This window comes from Thalassotalea nanhaiensis, from assembly GCF_031583575.1.
GTDB lineage: Bacteria > Pseudomonadota > Gammaproteobacteria > Enterobacterales > Alteromonadaceae > Thalassotalea_A > Thalassotalea_A nanhaiensis.
In genome coordinates, this window is the sequence record NZ_CP134146.1 from 1,306,413 (window position 1) to 1,333,398 (window position 26,986).

19 protein-coding genes and 1 other RNA gene are annotated in these 26,986 nt (G+C 38.1%); 14 read left to right on the forward strand and 6 right to left on the reverse strand.

The features are described from left to right. The first annotated feature begins 4 nt into the window (after positions 1 to 4). The 4 genes from maiA (at position 5) to ffs (ending at position 2,581) form a co-directional block, all read left to right on the forward strand. Positions 5 to 646, forward strand: coding sequence for a maleylacetoacetate isomerase (maiA, locus tag RI845_RS05865; RefSeq protein WP_348388815.1), 642 nt, complete (start codon positions 5 to 7; stop codon positions 644 to 646). A gap of 236 nt (positions 647 to 882) precedes the next feature. Further along, positions 883 to 1,761: a DUF3014 domain-containing protein gene (locus RI845_RS05870; RefSeq protein WP_348388816.1), complete on the forward strand. Its 879-nt coding sequence runs from the start codon at positions 883 to 885 to the stop codon at positions 1,759 to 1,761. Positions 1,762 to 1,783: 22 nt separating this feature from the next. Continuing rightward, complete coding sequence (locus tag RI845_RS05875) at positions 1,784 to 2,374, forward strand: 1-acyl-sn-glycerol-3-phosphate acyltransferase (protein WP_348388817.1); 591 nt, start codon at positions 1,784 to 1,786, stop codon at positions 2,372 to 2,374. A gap of 110 nt (positions 2,375 to 2,484) precedes the next feature. Continuing rightward, an RNA gene (gene ffs / locus RI845_RS05880) (signal recognition particle sRNA small type) lies at positions 2,485 to 2,581 on the forward strand. Between the two features lie 36 nt (positions 2,582 to 2,617). On the opposite strand, the gene priC is transcribed toward ffs, so the two are convergent. Next, positions 2,618 to 3,250: a primosomal replication protein PriC gene (gene priC, locus RI845_RS05885; protein ID WP_348388818.1), complete on the reverse strand. Its 633-nt coding sequence runs from the start codon at positions 3,248 to 3,250 to the stop codon at positions 2,618 to 2,620. A 9-nt stretch (positions 3,251 to 3,259) separates the two neighbouring features. Continuing rightward, complete coding sequence (locus RI845_RS05890; RefSeq protein ID WP_348388819.1) at positions 3,260 to 4,036, reverse strand: TSUP family transporter; 777 nt, start codon at positions 4,034 to 4,036, stop codon at positions 3,260 to 3,262. 693 nt (positions 4,037 to 4,729) lie between these two features. On the opposite strand from RI845_RS05890, the gene RI845_RS05895 reads away from it, so the two are divergent. Both RI845_RS05895 and RI845_RS05900 read left to right on the forward strand, forming a co-directional pair. After that, the gene (locus RI845_RS05895) at positions 4,730 to 7,588 is read left to right on the forward strand and encodes a TonB-dependent receptor domain-containing protein (protein ID WP_348388820.1); all 2,859 of its coding nucleotides are present in this window, start codon (positions 4,730 to 4,732) and stop codon (positions 7,586 to 7,588) included. 282 nt (positions 7,589 to 7,870) lie between these two features. Next, complete coding sequence (locus tag RI845_RS05900) at positions 7,871 to 9,517, forward strand: tetratricopeptide repeat-containing sulfotransferase family protein (RefSeq protein WP_348388821.1); 1,647 nt, start codon at positions 7,871 to 7,873, stop codon at positions 9,515 to 9,517. An 83-nt stretch (positions 9,518 to 9,600) separates the two neighbouring features. Here RI845_RS05900 and RI845_RS05905 read toward each other — a convergent pair whose 3' ends face one another. Together RI845_RS05905 and RI845_RS05910 are read right to left on the reverse strand one after the other, a co-directional pair. Further along, on the reverse strand, positions 9,601 to 9,849 hold the full coding sequence (locus RI845_RS05905; RefSeq protein ID WP_348388822.1) for a hypothetical protein: 249 nt from the start codon (positions 9,847 to 9,849) through the stop codon (positions 9,601 to 9,603). Positions 9,850 to 10,001: 152 nt separating this feature from the next. Next, positions 10,002 to 11,810 (reverse strand): tetratricopeptide repeat protein, encoded by a 1,809-nt coding sequence (locus RI845_RS05910; protein ID WP_348388823.1) that lies wholly within the window; start codon positions 11,808 to 11,810, stop codon positions 10,002 to 10,004. Between the two features lie 547 nt (positions 11,811 to 12,357). Here RI845_RS05910 and RI845_RS05915 point away from each other — a divergent pair. The 7 genes from RI845_RS05915 (at position 12,358) to RI845_RS05945 (ending at position 19,931) form a co-directional block, all read left to right on the forward strand. Next, the gene (locus RI845_RS05915) at positions 12,358 to 13,131 is read left to right on the forward strand and encodes a DUF3450 domain-containing protein (RefSeq protein WP_348389509.1); all 774 of its coding nucleotides are present in this window, start codon (positions 12,358 to 12,360) and stop codon (positions 13,129 to 13,131) included. Continuing rightward, on the forward strand, positions 13,131 to 14,486 hold the full coding sequence (locus RI845_RS05920) for a MotA/TolQ/ExbB proton channel family protein (protein WP_348388824.1): 1,356 nt from the start codon (positions 13,131 to 13,133) through the stop codon (positions 14,484 to 14,486). Before RI845_RS05915 ends, RI845_RS05920 begins: the two co-directional genes overlap by 1 nt. Beyond that, positions 14,486 to 15,010: a MotA/TolQ/ExbB proton channel family protein gene (locus RI845_RS05925; protein WP_348388825.1), complete on the forward strand. Its 525-nt coding sequence runs from the start codon at positions 14,486 to 14,488 to the stop codon at positions 15,008 to 15,010. Before RI845_RS05920 ends, RI845_RS05925 begins: the two co-directional genes overlap by 1 nt. Positions 15,011 to 15,022: 12 nt before the next feature. Further along, complete coding sequence (locus RI845_RS05930) at positions 15,023 to 15,427, forward strand: ExbD/TolR family protein (protein ID WP_348388826.1); 405 nt, start codon at positions 15,023 to 15,025, stop codon at positions 15,425 to 15,427. Between the two features lie 2 nt (positions 15,428 to 15,429). Beyond that, entirely contained in the window at positions 15,430 to 16,056 is a 627-nt protein-coding gene (locus RI845_RS05935; protein WP_348388827.1) for an energy transducer TonB, read from the forward strand. Beyond that, a complete protein-coding gene (locus tag RI845_RS05940; protein WP_348388828.1) occupies positions 16,056 to 17,318 on the forward strand; it encodes a tetratricopeptide repeat protein in 1,263 nt (420 codons plus the stop codon). The genes RI845_RS05935 and RI845_RS05940 overlap by 1 nt, the downstream gene beginning before the upstream one ends. A gap of 171 nt (positions 17,319 to 17,489) precedes the next feature. Continuing rightward, positions 17,490 to 19,931, forward strand: a complete 2,442-nt coding sequence (locus tag RI845_RS05945; protein ID WP_348388829.1) for a sugar-binding protein — start codon at positions 17,490 to 17,492, stop codon at positions 19,929 to 19,931. A gap of 258 nt (positions 19,932 to 20,189) precedes the next feature. Here RI845_RS05945 and pdxH read toward each other — a convergent pair whose 3' ends face one another. After that, entirely contained in the window at positions 20,190 to 20,843 is a 654-nt protein-coding gene (gene pdxH / locus RI845_RS05950; protein ID WP_348388830.1) for a pyridoxamine 5'-phosphate oxidase, read from the reverse strand. Positions 20,844 to 21,433: 590 nt separating this feature from the next. Between pdxH and RI845_RS05955 the strand changes: the two genes are divergently transcribed. Beyond that, on the forward strand, positions 21,434 to 24,217 hold the full coding sequence (locus RI845_RS05955) for a M16 family metallopeptidase (protein WP_348388831.1): 2,784 nt from the start codon (positions 21,434 to 21,436) through the stop codon (positions 24,215 to 24,217). Positions 24,218 to 24,301: 84 nt separating this feature from the next. On the opposite strand, the gene RI845_RS05960 is transcribed toward RI845_RS05955, so the two are convergent. Then, entirely contained in the window at positions 24,302 to 26,689 is a 2,388-nt protein-coding gene (locus RI845_RS05960; RefSeq protein WP_348388832.1) for a bifunctional diguanylate cyclase/phosphodiesterase, read from the reverse strand. Positions 26,690 to 26,986: the final 297 nt, after the last annotated feature.

Genomic DNA, 26,986 nt, shown 5'->3' on the forward strand with positions numbered 1-26,986 from the left:
TAAGATGATTACTTTATATGGATACTGGCGCTCATCGGCTGCTTATCGAGTGCGGATCGCATTAAACTTAAAAGCCATTGAACATGAGCTAATTTCTGTTCATTTAGTCAAAGACGGTGGTCAGCAACACAGTGACGATTACGTAAAAATGAATCCTAATCACTTAGTGCCAACACTTGTGGATGGTGACTTTAGTTTAAATCAATCGTTAGCCATTATTGATTATCTTGATGAAACACATACTGACAGTACGCTTTACCCAAGTAATATAAAAGATAGAGCTACGGTTAAAGCATTGGCTTATGATTTAGCCTGTGAAATTCACCCATTAAATAATTTAAGAGTGCTGCAGTATTTATCAAACCAATTGAATATTAGTGATGATGAAAAAACAGCGTGGTATCACCATTGGATCAAAGAAGGTTTTTCAGCATTAGAGCAGCGTTTAGCCAAAACCTCTGGCCTGTATTGTTTTGGCGATAAGGTTACCGTTGCTGATTTATGTTTGATCCCACAAATTTATAATGCCAAACGATTTAATGTAGACATGTCGGCATTTGCATTAATTAATCACATTGAAAGTAACTGCGCCAAGTTACCTGCATTTATTGATGCACTGCCAGAGAATCAAGATGACGCTACTTAAGTAACGAATACGGCGCTTTGCGCCTTCGAATACGCTGACGCTTCAAATACGCTATCGCTTCGATAGCTGCTTCGGAATAAAATGTATTCGGAGTGCAACGTATTCGAAGTAGCGAAGCTACGTATCCGCAGTTACAAAGTTACGAATTTATTTTCAAATAATTTGAAAACACTTTAAACTTTTTTGTGTTTTGACTATCTTTATATATGCCACATTCAATTTTTTAAGGTATCCCTTTGTCAGAAGAACACTCAAATATCGAATCATCAAACCCAGACAAAAATGCGTCGTCGACATTAGTTTTTATCATTATCCTTGTGGTAGTTATTGGTTCATTTGCTTACTTATTTTTTCAAGAAGATGAAGTAGAGCTAACGCCAGTGATTCAGGAAGAAGTTATTGCTGAGCCGGAAGTAATTGTGCCAGTTAAAACCGAAACCATCATTGAACCTACACCGGTAGAAGTGCCTGTTGAGGCTGAAATAGAGCCAGAAATAGTACAACCAGTATTACCTGAGTTGGATGTAAGTGATGATTTTGTTGTCGCTAAAGTGACTGAAATATCATGGCGAAAAGAGCTGTTAAGCTTAATGTTAACCGATGATCTAGTGCGTAGGATTGTGGTCTTTACCGATAATTTTTCTCGCGGTGAAATGGCCTATAGTCATTTACCATTAAAACCGTTAACCGGGCAGTTTGCAGTTAAACCAAGTGTCGATGAAACACAAGACAGCTATCAGTTTAACGAGTCAAACTTTACTCGCTATGCAGATTATATTGAGTTACTTCATTCCTTTGAACCAGAAGCCTTGGCAAGTAACTTTATTCAAATGAAACCTTTGTTTGAGCAAGCCTTTGCAGAATTAGGTTACCCAGAACAAAACTTTGAACAGGTGTTAAATCGAGCCATTGACCGAGTACTTGATTTTAACGTACCCAGCGAACAACCCACATTGGTTCAACCGAGTGTTGTATATAAGTATGAAAATCCTGAGTTTGAATCGCTAGCAGATGCAGACAAGTTTTTATTACGATTAGGTAAAGAAAACTTATTGCAATTAAAAGCCATTGCGTTAGAGCTGGATAATCAACTTAACATGCAAAATAACCAGTAAAGTACGTAGTTATATATAAACTATGAATAACTTATCTAGTGTTGTGCCAATCAATATTCCTAGAACCAATAGGCGTTTTATTAAATGGTGTGCGGGTAAGTTATTTATCATGTTGGGCTGGCGCATTACTGGCAGCTTTCCAAACGAAAAAAAATTAATTTTAGCGGTAGCGCCTCATACGTCAAACTGGGATTTTGTCATTGGCGTGATCGTAAAACTCGCCCTTGATTTAAAGTTAAACTTTTTGGGAAAAGATGCGATATTTTTTTGGCCTTTTAATATTTGGTTAAAGGCAATTGGAGGTATCGCTATCGATAGAAAGTCACCACATGGCGTAGTAGGGCAAATGGTTGATAAGTTTGAGCAGCAAGAGTCGTTGGTGTTAGCGTTGGCACCAGAAGGAACTCGTTCTAAGGTTACACAGTGGAAAACTGGTTTTTTACATATTGCCAATAAAGCGAGTGTGCCGGTTTTGCCGATTCAAATCGATTATAAAGCCAAACAAATTATATTTTATCAAGCACGTAATATAGGCGCTGATATTGAAGACGAGTTGCAGGGGATCAAGTCAATTTTTAGTAAGGATTGTGCAAAAAATCCCCATAATTTTTAGTGGTTATTAAAATTGCTTAATTTTCACTAAATAGCTCTTGCACACAACTGCACAATTAGCCATAATGCGCCTCGCTTTAGGTAAATTACCTATCGCCATTATGGTGCCTCTTTTGGTCCTCCCGCAATGATACTCTGTGAACTCGGCCAGGTCCGGAAGGAAGCAACCGCAGCAGACGACTCATGTGCCGGGATGTGGCTGAAAGAGGGGCCACCCAAAGCCTCTCTATTTGATTTATTCTTTCTATCTTGTTTTTTCAGAATCTTCTATTTGTTTTTCTACATCACTAATTGCTTTTCGACAACGACCTAATCGTTGATGTAAGGTTAAAAGCTCTTGCTGCATACTGCTAGTATCATGTTTCTTAGTTTTCGCTAATTCAAGCTCTTTCACTTGTACCATGTCTTGTAAACGACGCTCAAAACCACGAAATTCTGCAAGCTTTGCATAAAGCTGATGCGACGACATTAATACTGCTTTGGTTTGCTTTTTAAACTTAGCCTTAGCTTGTGTTTTTTGTTTATTAAGTCGATTACGACGATCGAGTCGATACTCGCTGTCATTATGACGATTGTCGTTTGATTTTATTGCGGTAATAAGTGAAGAAATTTGCTCTTCCAGCTCAGCCATCAGCGCATCACAAAACTCCATATGTTTTGTGCTCAATAACTTTTGTAAATGATCCAGACGCTTTTGGGTGTACTTAACATACGCATAATAACTGGAGCTGTTGATGGGAAACAGCTTTTCATCAAACATGGCTTCGTCTTGTAGGTAATAATGTGACTTTCGCTGTTTGTTTATTTGATCAGCTGCATTAGCGTCAATTTCAAGTTGATCTAATATTGATTTTAATCGATTTAAAGAGCGTTCCATAGTTAACCTTTAAAACCAAGCCTGATATGCAAGCTTTATTGCCATAACCATTACTACCGTAATAAATATTGGTCTTATGAACCTACTGCCATAACGAATCGCTGAATGTGCACCTAGCCATGAACCCAGGATCATAAACACTCCCATTGCCAAACCTAGTAAAAAGTTTACTTGGCCAAAATAAATAAAGGTTAACAGAGAAGTAAAGTTACTGATGAAATTCATACTTCTCGACAAGCCAGAGCTTAGTAGAATGTTCATTTTATACAAAGCTAAAGAAGAAACTGTCCAGAATGTTCCCGTGCCAGGTCCGGCAAAGCCATCGTAAAAGCCCAATACAAAACCTTGTACGCTTTGTTTTATTTTTAAAACAACACTTGGTTTTGGCAAACTGGCAGACTCACTCAGTGCTGTTTTGGAGCATAGCGTATATAAAGCACACAGTAAGATAATAATAGGAAGAAGCTTGTTTATGAGATCGGCACTGACAAAATTAACAATGATTGTACCAATTACTGCGCCAATTGTTGTGGCCACAGCGGCTAATATCCAAAATAGTGGATTAAACAGTTTTTTTCTATAAAAGGTAACCGATGCTGTAAAAGAGCTAAAACAGGCGGCGAGTTTATTTGTGCCCAAGGCAATATGAGGAGGAAGTCCCGATGATAATAAAACCGGTACGGTTAACAAGCCACCACCACCAGCAATCGCATCGATAAAACCGGCAATAAATCCAACTAACGATAATGTTAATAATAGATAGGGATCTGAAAAAAGTTCAAACATGGTAGTTAAATGACTCTAAAACAATTCAAATGGTTAAATACCAAGTTGATTAAATATCTGCTCATTTTTAATGGTTAACGCGGAAAACTACTACGTTATGATATTTATAAGTAAGAAAAACTACTTACTAAATTTCATGCCTTGTATTTATCCGCTTTACCTCATGAAAAAGTAGATCACATACATAAACAAATTGATATTGTTTACGGGATCTGAGTAAGGGTGACCTAATCCAAGCAAAATAGCCAGAAAATAATATTATTTGTAAACTTTTATCTTAGATTACCTAATAGATAGCAAATGCTCATTATTTGTATAGAAAAGTGTCCAGTGTATTTTGAGTTTTGGTTTTTAGTTTTGATTTTAGTTGTTGTTTTTAAAGGGATATATTATTTGATTTGGTTTTTTGAATATAGGAATAAGCTAAATTTTGCTATGCAGTTTTATGAATAAATATTCTGATTATCCATGCGTTTATGCATTGTTTGCTTGTGATTTTGTTACCGAAGTGTGTGAAAATGTAAGAAATATTGAATTTATGTAATTTATGTAGTTGACCTGTTAAATAAAATCGTTTTATTATCGTCTTCGACAGATCAGGTCTAATGACCAAAACAATAAGAAAATTAACAAAGCAATATAGCTTTGATTTTTAAACAATAGAATCACCTAAGAGTGGTCCAGGGAGTAAACATGTATAGCAATAATAAACTTGCTAAAGCAGTTCGCCTAGCAATGGTGTTTGGCGCAAGTGCAACAGCTGGTATTTCTGCAAACGCATTCGCGGCAGAAGAAGCAACAGCTGAAGAAGAAGTAGAACGCATTGAAGTAACTGGTTCACGTATCAAACGTGCAGATATGGAAAGCGCATCTCCAGTAACAGTAATTACTACTGAAGATATGAAAATCCAAGGTATCTCTAACGTAGCAGATGCACTTCAAAACATGACTGCCCAATCAGGTGGTTTAACAGCAGCAGTAAACAATGGTGGTAACGGTAACGCAACTGTTAACCTTCGTGGTTTAGGTTCTAACCGTACTCTAGTATTGGTTAACGGCCGTCGTATGGTTGCTTCAGGTACTGGTGCAAGTGCTCGTGTTGATTTAAACACAATCCCAATGTCTGCAGTTAAGCGTATTGAAGTACTTAAAGATGGTGCTTCTGCTGTATACGGTTCTGACGCAATCGCTGGTGTTGTTAACATCATTATGCGTGATGACTTCGAAGGTTTTGAATTTGACGCAAGTTATTCAGAAACTGCTGAAGGTGACGGTGATGAAGCTAGCTTAAGTACTACATTTGGTATCTCTAGCGACAAAGGTAACATCGTAGTTAACCTTGGTTTCTATGACCGTGGTGAAGTTCGTCAAGCTGATCGTTCATACTCTGAATGTCCAATTTGGGAAGGTACTAACGATGATGGTACTCCAAACCAATACTGTGGTGGTTCTTCTTTCTCACTAGGTATGAATGCATTCTTACCTGACGGCCGTCGTGTACAATTCGAGCCAGGCGGAAACAACTCTTCAACAGCTGCTGGTTACCATGACTGGATTAACGCTGGTGACAACAACGATAGATATAACTACTCTGCGTTATCTTACCTTTCAACTCCAGCTACTCGTTACAACGTATCTGTATTGGGTAACTATGAAATTGCTGACGACTTAAACTTCTTCTCAGAAGCTTACTACACAAACCGTCATTCAATTCAACAAATGGCTCCACAACCAATTTACTACGCATACGGTGCAAACGGTCGTAATTGGACTATGAGTGATGATCCTTCAGTATACCCATTTGTTAATTTATATGACTTTGCTGGTACTGGTGATACAATTTACCCACTACGTCGTATGCAAGAAGTTGGTCCACGTATTTTCGAACAAGAAGTTAACACTGTTCAGTTAACTGCTGGTTTTGAAGGTATGATTGGTGATTACTCTTGGAACGCGTTCTACACGTATGGTCGTAACTCTGCGATTGACCGTTCTAAAAACTACATCAACATGGAAAACGCTATAAAATCAGTTAACGAAAACTGTGAAGGCGTAACTGTTACTGGTACACCTGACAACTACACTGTAGATGGTAATGATCCAACAGCTCCATGTATTAACTACTTCGGTCTAGGTTCTGTTTCTGCAGCTGATGCAGATTACATCCGTTACACTGACCAAGGTACTTCTGGTACAGAAATGCACCACTTAGCGGCAAGTATTTCAGGTGAATTATTTGACTTACCAGCTGGTACTGTAGGTTTTGCATTCGGTATCGAGCATCGTGAAGAAGAAGCATTTAACCAACCAGATGCATTCTCATCTTCTGGGATCGGTTCAGGTAATGCTGTACAACCTACTTCTGGTGGCTACAAAGTTGATGAAGCTTACCTAGAAGTTGTTGTTCCTCTATTAGCTGATTTACCATTTGCACAACAAGTAGATTTAGAAGCTGCTATCCGTGCATTTGATTACGATACTTTCGGTTCAGACGATACTTACAAGTTAGGTTTAACTTGGAGAATGAACGATGCAATCATGCTTCGCTCTGTATTATCAACTGCTTTCCGTGCACCTTCTGTAGGTGAGTTATTCGGTGGTCAATCTGATTCTTACACTAACTTCAACGATCCATGTAACGGTGTTGGTGGTCCAACTGGTGACCCTCAATACGCTACAGCTTGTGGTAACGATGTTGCTAACGGCTTAATCCCTGGTGACGGTTCATGGTCTCAAGGTAACGGTCAAGTACGTGCTGTTGTTGGTGGTAACCCAGACCTAGGTCCAGAAACTGCTGATACATTCACAGTTGGTTTAGTTGTTGAACCTCTAGAAGGTTTAAGCTTCACAGTTGATTACTACGATATTGAAATTGACAATGTTGTAAGCTCTGTAAGTGTTGGTACTAAACTAGATAACTGTTATGCAGCAGGTGCTGATGGTGGTGTTGGTGGTGCTAGCGTATGGTGTGATGACAGTGTACAACGTAATGCTATCGGTGATTTCGATGGTGTTTCAGCAACTAACGCTAACCTTTCAACATGGGCTCTTGAAGGTATTGATACTAACATTCAATACAACTTCGATGCGTTCGGTTTAGACTGGTCTGCTGATTGGGAAGCTTCTTACATTGAAAGCTGGGAAATCACAGGTTTCGCAGGTGAAGAACCAGTTGATTACGTAGGTGTTGCATTATCAGGTTCTGGCTCTATCCCAGAATTGAAGCAAAACTTCAGCTTACGTGTTAGCGGTGAAAACTGGACTGTTGGTTACAACTTAATGTGGGTTGACGAGTTAGAAACAGAGTCAACTGCATGGGATGAGACTGCTGATCCAGCTGATTACTACGATACAACTGCTGATTCGTTTATGTCTCACAACATCAGTGGTACATACCACATCAACGAACACGTTACGATTCGTGGTGGTGTAGATAACTTTACTGACGAAGAGCCGCCGTACTACTCTGATTACGATGACTCAAACACTGATACTACTTTGTATCACTACGTTGGTGTTAACTACTATGTAGGTACTACAGTTACTTTCTAATCTGATTAGTTAAGTAAACACAATAAAAGCGATGCTCATGCATCGCTTTTTTTTTACTTCATGGATGATGGAATGCAAACTGCCATGGATGGCTTTAAGTTTGTAACTTCAGGGATGAAGGAATGCAAACTGCCATGGATGGCATTCATTACATCCTGTAAATCATGGTTTTAAGTTTGTAGCTTGTGTTAACAAAAGTTATATGGATATAATTTGATGCTATTCTTTTCATTATTTAGGTAATGAAGTTACCTTAAAAATAAATGCTATTTAGGTTCAACAGTGATTCTACCTCAAGATTATAAGCAACAATTAGAACAAGCCAATAACTTGCATCGTCAAGGGCAATTTAACCAGGCTGAAGCCCTTTATTTACAATTAAAAGACGTGAATAACAGTGATAGCAATGTTTTATCGGCATTAAGCAATTTGTATTTACAGCAGCAGAAAGTCGACAAAGCATTACCGCTGTTAATAGAACTGCAGGTATTAAACCCAAGTAATGCAAAACTACTTAACACCTTAATTCAAATCTTGTCTTCAGCTAATAATTGGAATGAGGTGTGCAAGTGTTATGAACGCTTTTATCAAACTATGGAGCAAAGCTCTGAGCAAATGCTTGCCACCCATAGTTTTAACTATGCTTATTATTTAAAGCTTGCTCAGCGCTATGTAGACGCTATTGATTATTTCAACGTAGCGCTTAACCATAATATAGACCGATGCGAAGAGGTTTATTTAAGTGTTGGGGTTATTTATGCAGAGCATTTATATAATTGGCAAGAAGCTGAACAGGCGTTTTTAAACGCTATTGAACATAATGCTCGTTATGCTCCAGCCTATTATAACTTGGCAACCCTGTACGAAGAGAAGGGCAGTAGAGAACGTGCTATAGAGTATTTTCAGCAAACTCTAAAGTATGATGCATCGCATTTTAATGCTTTATCTCGTTTAGCAGAGCTGTACACGTTTAACTCGGTAAATGATCCGCTGATCAGTCAGTTAAAACACGCATTAACCGTTAGCCGTAATGATGTTGAGGCAGGCATTAATTTAAATTATGCATTGGGGAAAGCCTTTGATGAATGTAAAGATTATCAACAGGCGTTTTCTTATTATCAAAGTGCGAATAAGCTGAATCAATCAATACAAAACCCATATTCGAAAGCATTAGCCGAAGAGTTTCATAAAGACAATATTGCTACGTTTAATAAACAGTGGTTTGAGCAACTTGAACCAATATCAACTAAAGAGGTGATCTTTATTTGTGGCATGTTCCGCTCAGGTTCAACCCTAACGGAGCAAATTTTAGCCTCACATCCTGAAGTGAGTGCTGCTGGAGAGCTGGATTTTATTCCTAATTTAGTGGCAAGTAATTTTACAGGTTATCCGCAGTCAATATCTAAGGTAGAGTCTAAGCAATTAACTGAATTTGCCAAACAATACTGCAGCGCGTTAAATGAAGCCTGCCCAGGCAGCAATTTTGTAACCGATAAAAGGCCTGACAATTTTCTTTATATTGGTTTAATCAAAACATTATTTCCGAATGCAAAGATTATTCATACGACTAGAAACAGGCTGGATAACTGCTTATCGATTTACTTTTTACGCTTAGGCGAATCGTTAAATTATGCAACGAGCCTTGAACATACGCAGCATTACTTTGATCAGCATAGTTTAATGATGGATTATTGGAAGGAGATGTTTCCTAATGATATCTTTGCTTCGAACTATGAAGAGTTGATTAACTCGCCTAAAGCAAGCATTACACGCCTGTTATCCTTTTTAAAGCTTGATTGGCATGAACAATGTTTACAATTTCCTAGCTTAACGAATAGAGTGAAAACGGCAAGCGTATGGAAGGTTAGAAAGCCTTTGTTTACAAAGAGCATTGGCAGATGGAAAAACTACGAAGCGTTTATCGATTAAGCTGTGCTGTTAAAATAAAAAAATTGATTAAGAAGGTCACTTCTTAATCAATTTTGGTATAAGTGTACTAGTTTTTAAAACTATTACTGGCCAGATTTAGTTTGACCGCGAGTTAGAGTTTTCATTGCCTGTTGGGCATTTTCTTTTTCTCTTTGAATTTGCTCTGGAGTACGACAAATTTTGGTGCCGATATGAGAACCGGTAGTTTTCTCATACTTACAAATTTTTCCTTTCTGATTTGCAGCCGTTTTGCTGCCACCTTCTGGAGTACCAGCACAGGCGGTTATTAAAGAGACGGTGATTGCTGCAATTGCTAATGTTTTAACTTTCATAATTATCCTTATTTTTAGCAAGTTTTAAATTTTGAACGAAAACATAATAGGTTGCCTCGTTGGTGAGATCCACAAATAACGCAATTAAACTGTAACTAAAATGTAACTAAATAATACAGTTTGGATTTCAGTACAATTTAGTTATTTAATGGTTATATTGGTAAAATGTCATATGGCGTTGTTATTCGCTTTTCTTCGCTGCTAAACGGGTTTGTGCCATGCCAGAAATAAGATGGAAATTGTACAATAAGCCCTTCTTTCGGTTGTACACTAATTTCAGCGCTTAGTTGGCTTTGATGGTTAAAACCAGGTTGGCCAAAGTTAATCCATCCCTGTTTCGTGTTAGTGCTGCTGACCAAGCTGGGTACCTTCACATAGTAACAGCTGCTGTACCAACCTGCCGGGTGGTAATGATTTTTATGAAAACCGCTGTTATTCAAGATCACAGACCAAGAATCTGTTTCAACAAAGTTAAGCGTGTTTCTTGATAGCATAGGATGTTTCGGGTCTTTTGGCAGTTGCGCCAAAAACTCTTTTGTTTGTTGCTGTAAGCTTTGTTTTATCTCATTAATGATCGGTAAGTGGTAATCAAACAATTTTTCACCCGTTTGGCTGCCACTAATTAACGTTTGATCGAGTGGGTGAGACTTACCATAGTGAATCGTTTTTAGCGCTTCACTTAGCTCCTGATTAAATACATTAAGATCGCTATAGCCCTTAGGTATATCGATAAACGCCTTAAGTATGAACTTGTCGTAATCACATAAATAGTCATACTCTGCACTATTTTGGAGTCTCAGTGCTGTAGTTTTATAAGCCCAGTAGCCTTGATGATACGGCTCTTGTTTTAACAGTTTATTCAGTAAAGATAGTGCACTTTTAGGCTGGTTAATACTGATAAAACTCTTGGCTAATTCCTGCTTCACTTCTGGGTTTGAGTTCTCTTGCTTATTAGCCAGAGTCAAACATTTTAATGATTGCTCAAAATCACCATCTTGTCGGTATATATCGGCAACTTCCAATAAACTAGGTACGTGCTTTTTATTCGCTTTTAAAATACCTTCGAGTATATCCTTTGCTTTACTGTCTTCTCCTGATTGACGCAGTTTGTGGGCTAACGCCAACTGCAAATTAGGATTTCCTTGATTGGTTTTTAACGCGAGATGATAAGAGTGTAAGAACGATTCATCTTGGTGCTCCCACAGCATTTGATTTAACCAATGGTGAGCATCCAAGTCTAAAGGAGATTGCTCTATTATTTGTTGATATAGCTGTTTACTCTTCGAAATTTCACCGGTAAGGGTGTAACAGCTTGCTAAGTTTTTCAGCAATTCAGGTTTAGCCGGCGCAAACGTTAATGCTTTTCTGAATGTCGAAATAGCGTCTTTGAATAAGCATTGTTTTTTTAATACAAGGCCTAAATTATTTAATGCCGCAATGTTGTTGCTTTGAAGATTTAACGCCGATTGAAAATGAGTCTTTGCATCGTCAAAGTTGTCTAAGTGCAGGTTGGACTGACCAAGGGCAATTAAAATATTAACGTCTTTGCTATTTAGCGTTAGCGCTTTCGCTAATACGTTTTTAGCTTGCTCGAATTGAGACTGGCCATTTAGTAGAACGCCTACATTAAATAACGTATTGATGTCATTTGGTGCGGTGGTTAATATTTTCTTATAAACCTTAATTGCAGCGTCAACTTTGTGTTGCTGCTTATATAAGGTGGCTAAATTATTAAGTGAAGGAATGTAATTAGGGTTTATCGCTAACGCTTTAGTTAACGCCTTTTCACAATCTTTATGCCGCGCCAGGCCATGAAATATTATTGATTGTAAATGCCAGAGCTGCACGTTATTTACGTTTGACTTGATTAACGGGCTGAGCAATGAATTTGCCTGTTGAAATTGCTGCTCATTAATTAGCTTAACTATGTATTGTGTGGTTTGTTGAGGTGAGGGAGGCATAACTTCTACTTAATAATAAATTTAGGTAAGTTTAAAATAATAAAAACGTACCTTAGTAATGTTAAATTTAATATAAGCTACTGGTTTAGGTCAATAAGAAACAATATCTATCTCTCTAATATTCGTTACACAAAGTTAATTTTACCTGTTACAAATGGATGAAATTTTTCTGATTGACTATCCTTAAGGGGTCAGTGAAAATGTAATCTGAATGCAATTGAGTTGTTCGGTTGGGTAAATTAGTGGAAAAACCATACTTATTGTGTGTTTTTCGTGCTGTTTTTATTCGATTTGAGCAAAATGTTTGACTTTAGCGTTTAGCTATTGTCTTATATAGTGCTGTTCTCATATGAAGAACAGATTAGAAAGAACAATTTTGATAACTTCAAAGGTTATTAATGTTACCGAAAGGTTAACAAGATTGTGTTTCTAAGAAGAACAACTTAAAAGCACTGAACATTAATTTATGTTTGGGTCCTTAAATCTAATTTAATGGATTTTGTTGGAATAAAAGTTAAATAGCAATTGGTTGGGAACTATGTCCAAAATAAGCAAGAAAAGCCTTATCGCAACGTCGATTATCGGGGCTATGGCATTAGTAGGTAGCAATGTAGCTAACGCTAATAGCCTTAAAGAATTACACAAGAGTGAAGCAGCAACAGTTAAAGCTTCTGTTAAATCACAACAAAAAATCAATAACATCTACGAGCAATCACAAGAATTACTTGCTGAATACCGTACTGTTGTTGACGAAACTGAAAACTTGAAAGTTTATAACGATCATGTTCAACGTTTAGTTAACGACCAACAAAAAGGTATTGATTCTTTAGTACGTCAAATTGGTACTATCGCAGAGACTAAAATGGGCGTTGTTCCATTAATGTACAAAATGATTGCTTCTTTAGAGCAATTTGTTGCCGCAGATATTCCTGTAAACTTAGTTGATCGTAACAAGCGTTTAGACCAACTTAACGACATCATGTCTCGTCAAGGTATCTCAGTAGCTGAGCAATTCCGTCTTGTACTTGAAGCTTACGACATTGAAACTTCATACGGTTCTATGTTTGGTGCTTACCAAGGTGAACTTGAGTTTGAAGGCCAAAAAATTACTGTTGATTTCGTACACATGGGTCGTACCGTGTTAGTAGCGCAATCTCTTGATTTAAAAAATGCTTGGATTTGGGATAACAGCACTCGCTCATGGTTAGCGCTTGGTGATGAATACCTAAACCCAATTACTAAAGCCGTACGTATGGCACGTAAGCAAACTGCTCCAGATCTAATCAAGTTACCTGTATATGCAGCGGGGGCTGGTGAATAATGAATAAATTTATTAAAACGGCAGCAGTAGCTGCAACTCTAATGTTAACAGCTGGTATTTCTACAAATGCTGCAGCTAACCAATTAGACGACTTATTAAAGCAAGTTAAAGCTGATCGTGTATCAGTTGCTAAACTTGACAAAAAACGTGAACAAGAGTTTTTAGCAGCACGCGCTGATAAACAAGCTCTTTTAAAGAAAGCACAAGCTGAACGTGCAGCTGAACAAGCTCGTAACGCTCGTTTAACTAAAGCGTTTGCTGACAACGAAAGAATGCTAACAACTAAAGAAGCCGAGCTAGAAGCAGCTAAAGGCGATTTAGGCGAAATGTTTGGTGTTGTTCGTCGTGCATCTGGTAATGCTTACGGTACAATCGCTACTTCAATTGTAAGTGCACAGTACCCAGGTCGTGAAGCAACTCTTGATAAACTAGCTAACGCTAAAGAAATCCCAGTTCTTTCTGAATTAGAAGAACTTTGGTTTGCAATGCAAACAGAGATGACTGAATCAGGTAAAATCACTTCTTTCGAAGCTGAAGTTACTCAATTAGACGGTTCTAAATCTTCTCAACAAATTACTCGTATTGGTTCGTTTAACCTAGTTTCTGAGCAAGGTTACTTAAACTACAACGATGAGCAAGGTCAAATTCAACCTCTAGGTAAGCAACCTGACGGTAGCATTGTTGGTACGGTTTCACCGTTCATCGCAATGACTTCTGGTTACGCACCATTGTTCCTTGATCCATCTAAAGGCACAATCTTAAACCTAGAAACGCAAAAAGCGACTTTAGAAGAACGTTTCCACCAAGGTGGTACAGTTGGTTATGTAATCGCTGGTGTTCTTGCTTTCGGTCTATTAATTGCTATCGAACGTTTAGTATTCTTATTCTTAGTTGGTGGCAAAATTGCAGCACAACTTAAGAACCGTACTACTCCTAATGCAAACAACCCACTAGGTCGTTTGTTACAGGTTTATCAAGATAACAAGAATGTTGATGCTGAAACGCTTGAACTTAAACTTGATGAAGCTATTTTACGTGAAACGCCAAAAATTGAACGTGGTATTAATATCATCAAGATTTTAGCGGCTATCGCTCCACTATTAGGTCTATTAGGTACAGTTGTTGGTATGATCGGTACTTTCCAATCAATTACACTTTACGGTACTGGTGACCCTAAAATCATGGCTGGCGATATCTCTATGGCACTTGTAACAACAGCACAAGGTCTAATCGCTGCATTACCATTAATCCTAGTACATTCAGTTGTAGCAGGTCGCGGTAAATCAATCTTCCACATTCTTGACGAGCAAAGCGCAGGTATTGTTGCTGAAATCGCCGAGAAGGAGAAACAGTAATGATTTACCTGATAGAGCTTTGGGAATCTGTCAGGGAATTTATAGCCACTGGTGGTGGAGTATTATACTTCGTTGCCATGGCAGTCTTCTTAATGTGGATATTAATGATTGAGAAGTTTTGGTTCTTATCAGCGACATACCCTAAAATTAAGCGAAATGTTATCGCTAATTGGGACGCAAGAACCGACACTACTTCATGGTATGCTCACAGAATTAGAGATACATGGATTTCTGAAACGACAGAAGTATTAGACGCGCGCATGATAACCATTAAAACATTGGTAGCTATGTGTCCTCTTATTGGCCTATTAGGTACTGTAACCGGTATGATTGCAGTATTTGAAACAATGGCTACACAAGGCACAGGTAACCCACGCTTAATGGCATCGGGTATCTCAATGGCAACAATTCCTACAATGGCAGGTATGGTTGCAGCATTATCTGGAGTATTTTTTAGCTCTAGATTAGACGCAAAAGTTAAAATGGCGAAGGCTAAGCTAATTGATAGCTTACCTCATCACTAGAGAGATTTTCTAATGGCTCGTAAAATAAAACGTGAAGACGAAGAAGCTACGATTGATATGACACCGATGCTAGATATCGTGTTTATCATGCTTATCTTCTTCATCGTAACCACTTCATTCGTAAAAGAAGCTGGTATAGATGTGCAAAAGCCGAAAGCGGCTAATGCTAGTAAAAAACCTTCAGCGAACATCTTTATTGCAGTTCGTGAAAATGGTGAAATTTGGATGGACAAACGTGTAGTTGATGTAGAGCGTGTTTCTGCAAACATCGAAAAACTACTTGCTGAACAACCAACTGACATCGTAATTATCCAAGCTGACAAAAAAGCGGAACATGGCATAGTTGTTAAAGTTATGGATGCAATTAAGGATGCAGGGATCGATAAGATTTCTATTGCTGCAGCGTCGGGTAATTAATTATGGTTCGCTTTTTAGTATCAATACTATTGGGCGTTGCTGTAACATTTTTCTTGTTTGTCTTTATGGCATTCTTGATTTCAGGTGGCTCGAAACGTAACGATAATACTGCTGATAGCGTTATTATTGACATCGTTTCAACACCGCCTAAATCAAATGTTCAACAGCGTAGACGTGTGCCGCCACCGCCACCGCCGCCACCTAAAACTCCGCCTAAGCCACAAGCGCCTGAGCCGGAAATGAGTAACGACAACGCAGGTATGACGTTTAACGTACCAGGTGTTCAGTTATCAGGGGCGTCAGCAGGTATGGATGCACCAGGTGCCGGTTTTGGACGAGATGGTGAAGCTACACCAATCGTTCGTATCGAACCTAAATACCCAATACAAGCAGCACGAGACGGTAAAGAAGGTTGGGTACAACTTAGCTTTACAATCAATACTTTAGGTGGAGTTGAAGACGTAAAAGTTATTAAAGCTCAACCAAAACGTGTTTTCGATAAAGAAGCCAAACGTGCGCTTCGTAAATGGAAATACAAGCCTAAAATAGTTGATGGTAAGCCAATTATGCAACCTGGCATGACCGTACAGTTAGACTTTAAGATGAACCAAGAAGGAGGAGCACAGTAATGTTGAAAAAACTTATCACCTCTTCAGTAATGGTCGCATTTGTAGCTACTGCTACTATTCCTATGACAGCCAATGCTTACGCAGCGGCTTGTCCAAAGGAAGTAGGTAAGAAGAAAGCTCGTACTAAAATTGTAGGTCCAAGTGTAGGTAAAAAAGTTGGTAAAGCTTTTGAAGCCTATTCGGAAGATCGTATTGATGATGCTATTACAATCTTATTAGAGATTGAAACCAGCAAAGAATACGATCGTGCATACGTTGATCGCTTTATTGCGAACATGTATGCAACCAAAGGCGGCGACAGTTCTAAAAAGGCATTACCGTATCTTGAAAGTTCAGTTAAGAATAAAGTTCTTAACGAAAAAGAGCATGCAGATACGATTAAGTTATTAGCTGACTTGCAAATGCAAGAAAAGCAATACAGAAATGCGTTGAAGAACTATCAATTCTGGATGGACGATACGTGTAAAGAAGACTCAAACACTTATGTAAAAATTGCTCAAGCTCATTATGAACTTAAGGAATTGGATAAAATGATCGCGCCAGCAGATAGAGCTATTGCTTTATTTGAAAAGCCGAATCAAAATCCTTACATTTTGAAGTTAACGTCTTACTATGAGCGTAAACAGTACAAAAACTCAGTTAAAGTACTTGAAGAAGTATTGCAGTTATTCCCAGAGAATAAGCAATGGTGGACTCAACTTGGTATGTTCTACATGTTAGTAGAAGATTATACCAAGGCGCTTTACACGTTAGACTTAGCATATCAGCAGGGTTATCTGACTAAAGAGACAGAAATTAAAACTCTTGCTAACTTATACGCGACAAATGATGTTCCTTATAGGTCTGCTAAGTTACTTGAAAAGTACATTGATAGTGGTTTAATTGCCCGTACCGATACTAACCTTTACACCATGGCTAATGCGTTCCATGCTTCGCAAGAAGTAAAGACTGCAGCTAAATACTTTGGTGAAACGGCTAAACTATCGAACAACCCGAAACATTACCGTCGTCAAGGCATGTTGTTACAACAGTCTGAGCAATATGATGCTGCTACTGTAGCATTACAAAAAGCGATTGATTTAGGTATTGAAAACCCGGGTCGTGTATGGATGACTTTGGCAGAAGCTTACTTCTACCAAGAGAAATATACACAAGCGACTAGAGCAATTAAAAAAGCACAAGAAGATCCTAAAACCAAGAAAGCAGCACGCGCTTGGGCTTCTTACATTCGCGATACCGCAGAGCGTAAGAAGAAAGTTTAATCTAAGCTTTTATCTATTTAAAAAACCAGTCTTTATAGACTGGTTTTTTTATTTCTAAATTTTAAAAATATCGCCTAAATCGATAAAAAATATAACAAAAACTACCAAAGCAGCTATCATTATTGTTAATAAAAACAATTTATTAAATTTTAGAGAGTTCTTGGTTAGCCTATGAGAAACCTTTTCGTTTTATCCTTATTTTTCCTTTATTTTTGTGCATTTTCAGCAATTGCTATAGATCTTGATGAAGAGCCTGAAAAGGATCTTGCTGAAGTCGATAATGCAGCAGCAGCCACATTTTCTCTTGAAGACATCGAAAAGCTCGAGTTGGAAGTACTTGACACGCCGCCTGTAATTGATGGTGATTTAACCGATAAGTTCTGGGCTTCTTCGAGCATTTTAGCTATAGACCTTGAAATGTACCCAACCCGGTTTGCTAAATCCATTGTCGATACGGATGCATTAATTGGTGTAACCAAAACTCATGTATATTTTGCCTTTAATGCCTACGATCCTGATGTTTCTCAACTTAGGACTGCCGTGCGTGATGAAGATGGTGTTAAAGATGATGATTACGTTTCTGTAGTTATTGACCCTACTGGAAACCTACGCAAGAAATATGAATTTAGGGTCAACCCTAGTGGCTCTAAATCAGATGTATTACAAAACACCGTGAGTGATCGTTATATATACGACTGGGATACAGAATGGGAAGCCGCTGCAAAAATCACAGACTCTGGATATCTGGTAGAAATAGCAATTCCAATTGATTCTTTACGTTCACCAAAAGCTGAAGGTGAAGAGCGTAATATGTGGGCTTTGATACTTAAGCGATCGTACCCAAGGAAAATAGATAGAACCATGGGCGGGATTTATATCATTTATCCTCCTAATCCAATTTCAGGACAACAAATTGGTTCAACGCAAGGAGGGGAGATGCAATTTGAAAACGCATCAAGGAACCTTGAGATATACCCATACGCTATTTATCATTCAAGTGAAAAGCGAGATTATCAAGAACCCTTTGAGCAAAGAGATGAAATTGAAGAGTTTGATGCAGGTATGGATCTGACCCTGACCATTGATAATTCGACTATTATCGCCGGGACAATAAACCCAAATTTCACTGATGTGGAAGCAGATATCGCACGCGATAGTATTAATAATCCTTTCAATGTATTTAAGCCAGAAAAACGACGGTTTTTTCAAGAGGGAATGGATTTATATTCTACCTTGATGTCATTGGTTTATACCCGAAACATTATTGACCCTGACCTAGGTTTGAGTGTATCCCATGAAACTAAAGAGTTTGCCTCGGGGGTGTTTTGGGCCAGTGATGAAGAAACAGAGGTTATTATTCCAGATAACCTCGGTAGCGACACCGTTGAGTTAGATACCTTGGAAAGTCAATCTATGGCTGGTAGGTACGTAAGTGCCGCGGGAGGAAGTGCATACGGCTTCTTAACAACCATAAGAACAGCCGATGACTATGAAAATGGGGTTGTTGCTCATGACGGGCTGTTAAATTTAGGTATTGACGATAAGCTTCGTTATCAAGTGGCGTTATCATCAACTGAGTATCCAGTGGAGTTTGCTGAAAATATCTGTGAAGAAGATGGCTGTCTCGATGTTGACCCTGAGGATAATTGCGAGTTAGGCGACTGTGCAACGACCAGTGAAGTATTAAGGGTTAATCCTGAAGAGAAAATGGAAGGATATGCTGTGCAATTAAAGTACAAACATACCGGTCCTGATACGTTATTTTGGGGGAATTATTTTGATATCAGTAAGGACTTTCGTGCCGATTTGGGGTTTTTAAGGAAGTCTGATTATCGCTTATACAATGTGGCGTATGGCCGTAACTGGTATTTTGAAACATTTAGAGGCGATGAAGGGAAATCACGTGCCCGAATTTATCTAGTCGCGACACATATAGAGTCTCAGTCGGGTCAAAAAATTGAAACTGGTTATGACATTTGGGGGGAGTTTAGAGGATCATATCAAACAGTATTACGCCCAGGTTATAGAATTAAACAAAAGGCGGTAAATCGCATTCAGCAAAACACGCTTGAATTAAACAGCAATGCGCCAAAATTTGATGAGTCTTATTTTCAGTGGTATTTGGAAACTTCTCCAATAACAGACTGGACGTTTAATTTGGACGGACGATACGGTGATATCGCTGATGCTGACAATATTGTTTTAGGTAAAATGAAAGAGTTTAAACCTAGAGTACGTTATCAAGTAGGGGATTTTAATTTCAGCTTACAACATACGTTTCGTAACTTTGATTTTGAAAACAAAGAACTGTACCAAGAAAATTTCACTACATTTACCGCCAATTATCGTAGAAGTGACGAACGTGTATTTCGATTCTTAGTTAAATGGGATGAAACTGACAGAGATGTTGATAGGTGGCGAGGAGAAGAGAATTCATATGAGCGAGAGATTGAAATTGAATTTACCCATACTCGCTATATCACTAAAAATTTGGCGTTACTTACCGGGTTAAAATTTGAACGTGAAAAAGATAACACCATCGCGCATGATTTCACTAACGATCGACAGTTCTACTTAAAGCTTAATTATAATATGGGGTTTATTGGCAACTAGTTACGAATACGTACCTGCGGTACTACGAATACGTACCTGCGGTACTACGAATACGTACCTGCGGTACTACGAATACGTACCTTCGGTACTCCGAATACGCACCTTCGGTACTCCGAATACGCACCTTCGGCACTCCGAATACGTACCTTCGGTACTACGAATACGCTACGCTTCGATAGCTACTTCGTAATTCGGAATGAAATGTATTCGAAGGCGCAAAGCGCCGTATTCGAAATGAAATGTATTCGTTACGAGTATTTAAGGATGTAAGTTGAATATATCCCAACTGTTTTCATGCTTTTCAAAACATACTCTGTCGTGCAAGCGGTTAGCTCTGCCTTGCCAAAATTCGATATAGTGTGGCACTACGCGGTAGCCTCCCCAAAAATCCGGTAAAGGCACGTCTTTGCCAGCAAATTTTTCCGTATAGTATTTGTCTCGATCGATTAACTCTGTCGGCGTACTAAGTTTTGTACTTTGTTTTGATGCCCAAGCGCCAATTTGACTGCCACGATCTCTGCTGTGGAAATATTGTTCCGATTGTTCTACCGAGACTCTTTCTACAACGCCCTCAATGCGTATTTGGCGCTGTAAAACTCCCCAATGGAATAAGAGGGCTACTTTAGTATTATCGGTCAGTTCTTGGCTTTTACGGCTGCCATAGTTGGTATAAAACACAAACCCCTGCTCATCTACAGATTTTAGCAACACCATTCTAGACGACGGCTGACCATGTTCATCACAACTACTTACCGACATAGATTCAGGTAATAAAATACCTGATTTATTGGCATCTTCAATCCAACGATCAAATAGTTCAAATGGAGACTTGTTTTCTGGTATTTGAGGTAACGGTAAGGCAACACCTTGGCCGAACGTAAATAAGCATCGAAGTTTTTCAATAAGTGTCATGAGAGTTTGTTAGCCATTAATAATGAGCTAAATTGTATCAGCTTAACGAATCAGGAGAAATAGCTATAAAGCTTTGTAAGTCATATTAAAATCTTAGAACGTATACTATATTGATCTAAATCAGGGAGTGGTTCACATAGTTTCTAATATCGACGACTTTACTCATTCAGATATCGTTTATGGTTTACAGGGAGCAAAGTTAAAGCCCGACTTGATGTATTAGATTGAACAAAGCAGCTAATCGCATAAACATCGTCATCTATTGTTACAATTAAACACTCTTTGAAAGGCGATATTTTATGCAATCATGAACCTTGTGGCCATTATTGTCTTTTTTGCTTTAGTTAACTTATTTTTAATATAAACATGAAGTTAAGTATGGTTTTGGATGGCGATTTTAGTTTAAATTACAAATAAATAAAAATTAGATAAATAATTAATGAAAATTATTGTCTGTTGGATATACAGCTTTATTCAAATTCGCTATGGTTCGAGCAATTTTAGACTATGCTAATTAGCATTGTTTTCCAAAAAGCTCTGTATACGCTTACTGTCTTCTAAAACAAATTAAAAAACTTGAAGGTTAAATAATGAAATTTTTAAAACCAACTCTCCTTAGTCTCTCTGTATCTATTGCACTTGGGCTTTCTGGGTGTGCAACAAATGCTGATTCAACAACCAGCGCAACCGCTCAGAACGAGCAAGTTCAAAGCAGTCCGTTAACCTATGTTCGTACTGTTGAAGGCATTGAAGAATACACATTGGAAAATGGCTTGAAAGTTTTACTTTATCCTGATGCTTCACAGCCTAAAACATTAGTTAATGTTACTTACCGCGTTGGTTCTCTGCATGAAAATTATGGTGAAACCGGTATGGCCCATTTACTTGAACATATGCTGTTTAAAGGCTCAACAAATTATCAAAATATTGATAAAGAGTTTAAAAAGCGTGGCATGGGAAAAAATGCGTCGACCTGGTTAGACCGTACAAACTATTTCGAAACCTTTGATGCCAATGAAGACAGCCTCGAGTGGTCTATTGGTATGGAAGCTGATCGAATGGTCAATGCAACGTTTACTGAAGAGCAGCTAAAAAGTGAAATGACTGTTGTACGAAATGAAATGGAACGTGGTGAAACCAGTCCATTTAGAATGTTAATGGGCCGTATGTCTTCAATGGCATTTTTATGGCACAACTATGGAAAAAGTACCATTGGCGCCCGCTCTGATGTTGAAAACTTTCCATTTCCTCGATTACGTGAGTTTTACAAAAAGCATTACCGCCCAGATAATGCGGTATTAACCATTGCCGGTCGTTTTGATAAAGAAAAAACAATGGCACTTATCGAGCAAAAGTTTGGTTCGATTCAAAAGCCTGAGCAACCGATGCAAGCTTTGTATACGGTTGAGCCAACACAAGACGGTGAACGTTCAGTAAATATCCGTCGTGTAGGTGATTTACCGATTGTCGGTTTGTCTTATCATGCTCCAAGTGGTTTGCATCAAGATTCAGCAGCACTCACTTTGTTAACCGATATTTTAGGGGATAACACTCGAGGCCGATTACAAAAAGCGCTTGTAGAAACAGGTGTAGCGACAAGTGCAATGAACTTTATGTTCAATTTGAAAGATAGCTCTCAGTATCTGTTCTTTGTAGAAGGTAATAAAGATTCAGATATTAACGAATTAGAAACTAAGCTTTTAGCAATTACAGAAAGCTTAAAAGATAACCCAATTACTCAAGAAGAGCTTGATTTAGCGAAAGCAAAAAATGCTCGTCAAGCTGAGCAAACTATGCGTAATGTTACCGGCGTTGGAATGGCTTTATCTGAGTATATTGCTATGGGCGATTATCGTCATGTGTTTTATTCACGTGATCAAATTGCTGAAACCACACTTGAGCAAGTGCAAGCCGCCGCCGATGCTTATCTTATCCGAAGTAACCGCACAACAGGTCGTTTTATCCCAACAGAAAAACCTGTGCGTGCAGAAATACCTCAAGCACCAGATTTAACTGAATTATTGAAAGATTATAAAGGCAAGGAAGTGGTTGCTGCCGGTGAAGTGTTTGATAACACCGTACCTAATATTAAATCTCGTTTAGAAACGATTAAGTGGCAAGAGGGCACAGAAGTAAGTATTTACCCTAAAAAGCTACGTGGTGGGCAAGTTATCATTTCAATGCATTTCCCAAGTGGTACTGCTGATGCTCTTGCTGGAAACGCAACTGCCATCGGTTTTATAGGCGCAATGGTGCAAAAGGGTAACGAAAAATATTCAAAAGAAGACATTGCTAATAAACTTGATCAGTTAAAAAGCTCAATCTCAGTATCAACATCTGCAGGCTCAACAGACGTATCTATAAATACCGATGAAGAAAACTTGGATGAAACGATTAAATTCTTTGGTGAAATTATGGCCACGCCTACTTTCCCTGAAAAAGAACTTGAAGTAATGAAGCGAGGTTCAATTGCAAACATAGAGCAACAACGTAATGATCCAAGCTCAATTGCGGTTAACAGTTTCAAAAAATCATTGAATAATTACCCGAAAGGGCACCCATTGGCTTATTACACGCTGGATGAACGTATTGCCAATGTTAAAGCGGTTAGTAGCTCTGAGTTAGCGCCTTTATATAAAAGCTTTACTAATATTAACAATGGTCATGTCGCTGTTGTTGGTGATGTAAACGCTAAAGAAATTTCTCAGCAATTGCACGCTACATTAGTTAGCTTTTCTAATGATACTGAGTATGTTCGCATGGCGAAAACGATGAAACCTGAGCAGGGCTTAGTGGTCAGCACTGAAACGCCTGATAAAGCCAATGCATCACTTTATTTAATCAACCCAATTAATATGAAAGTTACTCACCCTGATTATTTAGCCTTAGCCATGGCAAGTAAAATATTTGGTGGTGATGCATTTACTTCACGTGTTGGTGCACGCATTCGCGTTAAAGAAGGGTATAGCTACAGTGTTGGCGCGGGTATTTCGGCAAATACGTTAGATGAGCAAGGGATGTTTTGGGGCATGGCTATTTCAGCACCAGAAAATATGGACAATGTTATTGCTGCATTTAAAGAAGAAATACAAAAGGTTGTTGATGATGGTTTTACTGCAGAAGAGCTAGAGCAAGCAGTGGAAGGTTATATTAGTGATAGAAATCGACAATGGGCAGCAAATAGTACAATTGCGAGTTTGTTGGTTAAAGCAACTAAAATTGACCAAGACCTATCATTTTATGATGAACAAATCGTTGCTCTTAAAAAGTTAACGTTAGAGCAAGTAAATGATGCATTTGTTAAATACATTGCGGCACAACAGTTAAATGTATTTAAAGCTGGTGATTTCGCCAAGGTGGCTGACCAGACATAAGGTTAACTTACTTAGTATCGAATCACGAATACGTTGCACTGCCAATCACCAAGTCGTTATCGTGGTGAAACGTATTCGAAACTATTAACTCTGCTTAACATTAATCTGAGCTAACGTTTGTTGTTCTAGTTTTAACGGTTGCTCTGTTATTTGAGGTAGACTGAATTTAGAACTGGATAACCATTGGGTAAATTCCACCGCAGGCAGTGGTCGGCTAATAAAATAGCCTTGAGCTTTCTCACAATGATGCTCTCTTAGCCAGTCTAACGTTTCCTGATCTTCAACACCTTCTGCGACTACAGATAAACCTAGTTGATGAGATAATTGAATTGTTGAGTTTACAATAAGTTTATCTTGAGGTTGTTGGATTAACTGTTGAATGAAACAGCGATCAATCTTTAATTCTTGTACCGGTAAGTTTTTCAATTGAGCTAAAGAAGAGTAACCGGTGCCGTAGTCATCAATAGATAAATAAATACCATTTTTACGTAATAATTTTATATTCTCTACCGCTTTAGAATTATGATCGACAAACGCATCTTCGGTAATTTCAAGGCATAGTGCATCCTGCAACTTTTTATCAGCGCATAGTTTTTCAATCAATTGATAACAAAAGTCATCATCGAGTAAATTCTCAGGCGAAATATTAATGGCAATTTTTATATCAAGGCCTTGCTTTTGCCAAGTGAAATATTGCTCTATGGCTTTATTCACTACCCAGTGGCTTAACGCCTGCATTTGACCTGTTTGATCCGCTATATGGATAAATGATTCAGGTGTTATTAAACCATTTACAGGGTGATTCCAGCGAACTAAAGCTTCAACTTCCTCGACAGTATTATTACTCAAATTTAATTTTGGTTGGTAGAAAAGCGTAAACTCGTCATGCTCAATAGCGCCTTTTAATCGGTTGACGAGTTGTAGCCGGTCTAGCGTATTTAGATCTATTTGGCGATCATACAATTGGTATAATAAGTTTTGTCGCTTGGCAATTTGCATTGCGGCATCTACTTCTTTCAATAATTGATTGGTTTGCGACCAACCGTCACTTGCGGTAACGCCAATGTTTACTTGCAGATGTATGGTGATATTTTGATAGATAAAGCTTGGCTCAATAACCCTGGTAATTGTCTGAATACAGTTTTTAATGTTTTCAACAGCTTCATCGTCAAAGCGTATTAGAAAACCGTTACCAGAGGTATGGAATAAAGGTTTTTTTAATTTCTGTAGTCGAATAGCGATTTCTTGGATAACTTCATCACCAACGTCATGACCTAAGGTGTCGTTTATTTCAGACAAACGTCGTACATTTACCTGGCACAATAAAAATGGTTTTGATAATCCATGCATATCCCGGTTAAATTGATTTCGATTCGGAAGGCCAGTAAGCGTATCTAAAAACGCTTGTTCGGTTATTTCATTTTCGCGAGATTTAATCGCATCAATCATCTTTCCAAATTGTTCTGCAAGCTGATTTAATTCGAGTGTGTTACCAACATGAGTATCTGGCTGGTAATTACCTTTAGCGATTGCTTTTGATATTTTAACTAATCGCCTCACTGGCTCAGTAACACTGCTGGCAATAAAATACGCTCCTAACAAAGACACTGCCAGTGTGATAAATATTAATATTAGGAAATTCCAGCCATCTTGTATTATTGCGGCAATAAGGTTTGAATGTAATTGAAAAATTGCCGCACTGAGCTGGAAATTTCCAACAGTACCTAACGGATAACTTTCAGCAACAACACTTTCTAAATAATGCGGTGATAAAGGCGATTCTGAATTTTTCACCGCAGCATGGTTTTCAATCGCACTGTTGAAAGAAATCCAATGAAAGTTTTGGGTGTTTTCTAAGGTAAAGCCAACATTGAACGATGTTACATTTGCAAGCTCATTCGCTAATTTACTGTTAAGCGAGTAGCCAAGTCCTATATGACCGATAACTTCCAGTTTATCGAGCACAGGCGTAAGGATAAGCTGATAAATTTCATCATTACTAGAATAGAACACACTATTAGGCTGGTCTGTTAACCATTCTGTATGCTCAAATGGCTGATTGATTTGGTTGCCGGTAAAAACCCTTTTTATGTCTTTGTTACTATCTCTGATCAACAACTGTCCTAAAATGATGCCGTCAATATCTATTGCCAAGGCAATATCGGCATCAATTCTTTTACGATGATTGTTAAGCGCAATAGAAAAGTTTGGATGTTGAACAAAGAACTCTTTTCTTAAGGCAATATCTGTTGCTGATATTTCAGTAAAAGCAGTTAAATAGTAATTTCGATTACTGATTTCGGCTTTTAATAGAGATTCCGCTTGGGACAAATGAGCTGCTAACTGCTGTTGTTCATTTCGTTTATTAGAATAAAACGAACTGATAAAAGAAACTGTTTGTACGGCAATAAGTAATAATATAAAAAAGAAAAATATTCTGCTTCTTAAGCTATTAAACTTATTAGTCATCATGAATGTTCCCGCTTATATTCGTCAATTTATATCAAGGCGATCTAGAACGAATATTTATTTATTGTTTTTATTGAAAATTTCATTGAATACCTACAATGACAAATATTGTCTATTAGAGCAATAATTATCTTTATAATGGCGTTAAATGCGAATGAAGCCTTGTGTATATCATGCTACGTTGCTGTTCACAGGGGAAATAACCCTTAGATTTTCAAGTTGACACTTTTCATTAATAGGCGTTTGTTGTAAAAATGTTAATCAGATGTAACTTGCTATATAATCAACCCGGCTAAAGGA

What these genes read in the sequence shown, in the direction of transcription:
- maiA (WP_348388815.1), top strand. Translation starts at nt 5, where the DNA reads ATGATTACTTTATATGGATACTGGCGCTCATCGGCTGCTTATCGAGTG.
- RI845_RS05875 (WP_348388817.1), top strand. Translation starts at nt 1,784, where the DNA reads ATGAATAACTTATCTAGTGTTGTGCCAATCAATATTCCTAGAACCAAT.
- priC (WP_348388818.1), bottom strand. Translation starts at nt 3,250, where the DNA reads ATGGAACGCTCTTTAAATCGATTAAAATCAATATTAGATCAACTTGAA.
- RI845_RS05890 (WP_348388819.1), bottom strand. Translation starts at nt 4,036, where the DNA reads ATGTTTGAACTTTTTTCAGATCCCTATCTATTATTAACATTATCGTTA.
- RI845_RS05895 (WP_348388820.1), top strand. Translation starts at nt 4,730, where the DNA reads ATGTATAGCAATAATAAACTTGCTAAAGCAGTTCGCCTAGCAATGGTG.
- RI845_RS05905 (WP_348388822.1), bottom strand. Translation starts at nt 9,849, where the DNA reads ATGAAAGTTAAAACATTAGCAATTGCAGCAATCACCGTCTCTTTAATA.
- RI845_RS05910 (WP_348388823.1), bottom strand. Translation starts at nt 11,810, where the DNA reads ATGCCTCCCTCACCTCAACAAACCACACAATACATAGTTAAGCTAATT.
- RI845_RS05920 (WP_348388824.1), top strand. Translation starts at nt 13,131, where the DNA reads ATGAATAAATTTATTAAAACGGCAGCAGTAGCTGCAACTCTAATGTTA.
- RI845_RS05925 (WP_348388825.1), top strand. Translation starts at nt 14,486, where the DNA reads ATGATTTACCTGATAGAGCTTTGGGAATCTGTCAGGGAATTTATAGCC.
- RI845_RS05930 (WP_348388826.1), top strand. Translation starts at nt 15,023, where the DNA reads ATGGCTCGTAAAATAAAACGTGAAGACGAAGAAGCTACGATTGATATG.
- RI845_RS05935 (WP_348388827.1), top strand. Translation starts at nt 15,430, where the DNA reads ATGGTTCGCTTTTTAGTATCAATACTATTGGGCGTTGCTGTAACATTT.
- RI845_RS05940 (WP_348388828.1), top strand. Translation starts at nt 16,056, where the DNA reads ATGTTGAAAAAACTTATCACCTCTTCAGTAATGGTCGCATTTGTAGCT.
- RI845_RS05945 (WP_348388829.1), top strand. Translation starts at nt 17,490, where the DNA reads ATGAGAAACCTTTTCGTTTTATCCTTATTTTTCCTTTATTTTTGTGCA.
- pdxH (WP_348388830.1), bottom strand. Translation starts at nt 20,843, where the DNA reads ATGACACTTATTGAAAAACTTCGATGCTTATTTACGTTCGGCCAAGGT.
- RI845_RS05955 (WP_348388831.1), top strand. Translation starts at nt 21,434, where the DNA reads ATGAAATTTTTAAAACCAACTCTCCTTAGTCTCTCTGTATCTATTGCA.
- RI845_RS05960 (WP_348388832.1), bottom strand. Translation starts at nt 26,689, where the DNA reads ATGATGACTAATAAGTTTAATAGCTTAAGAAGCAGAATATTTTTCTTT.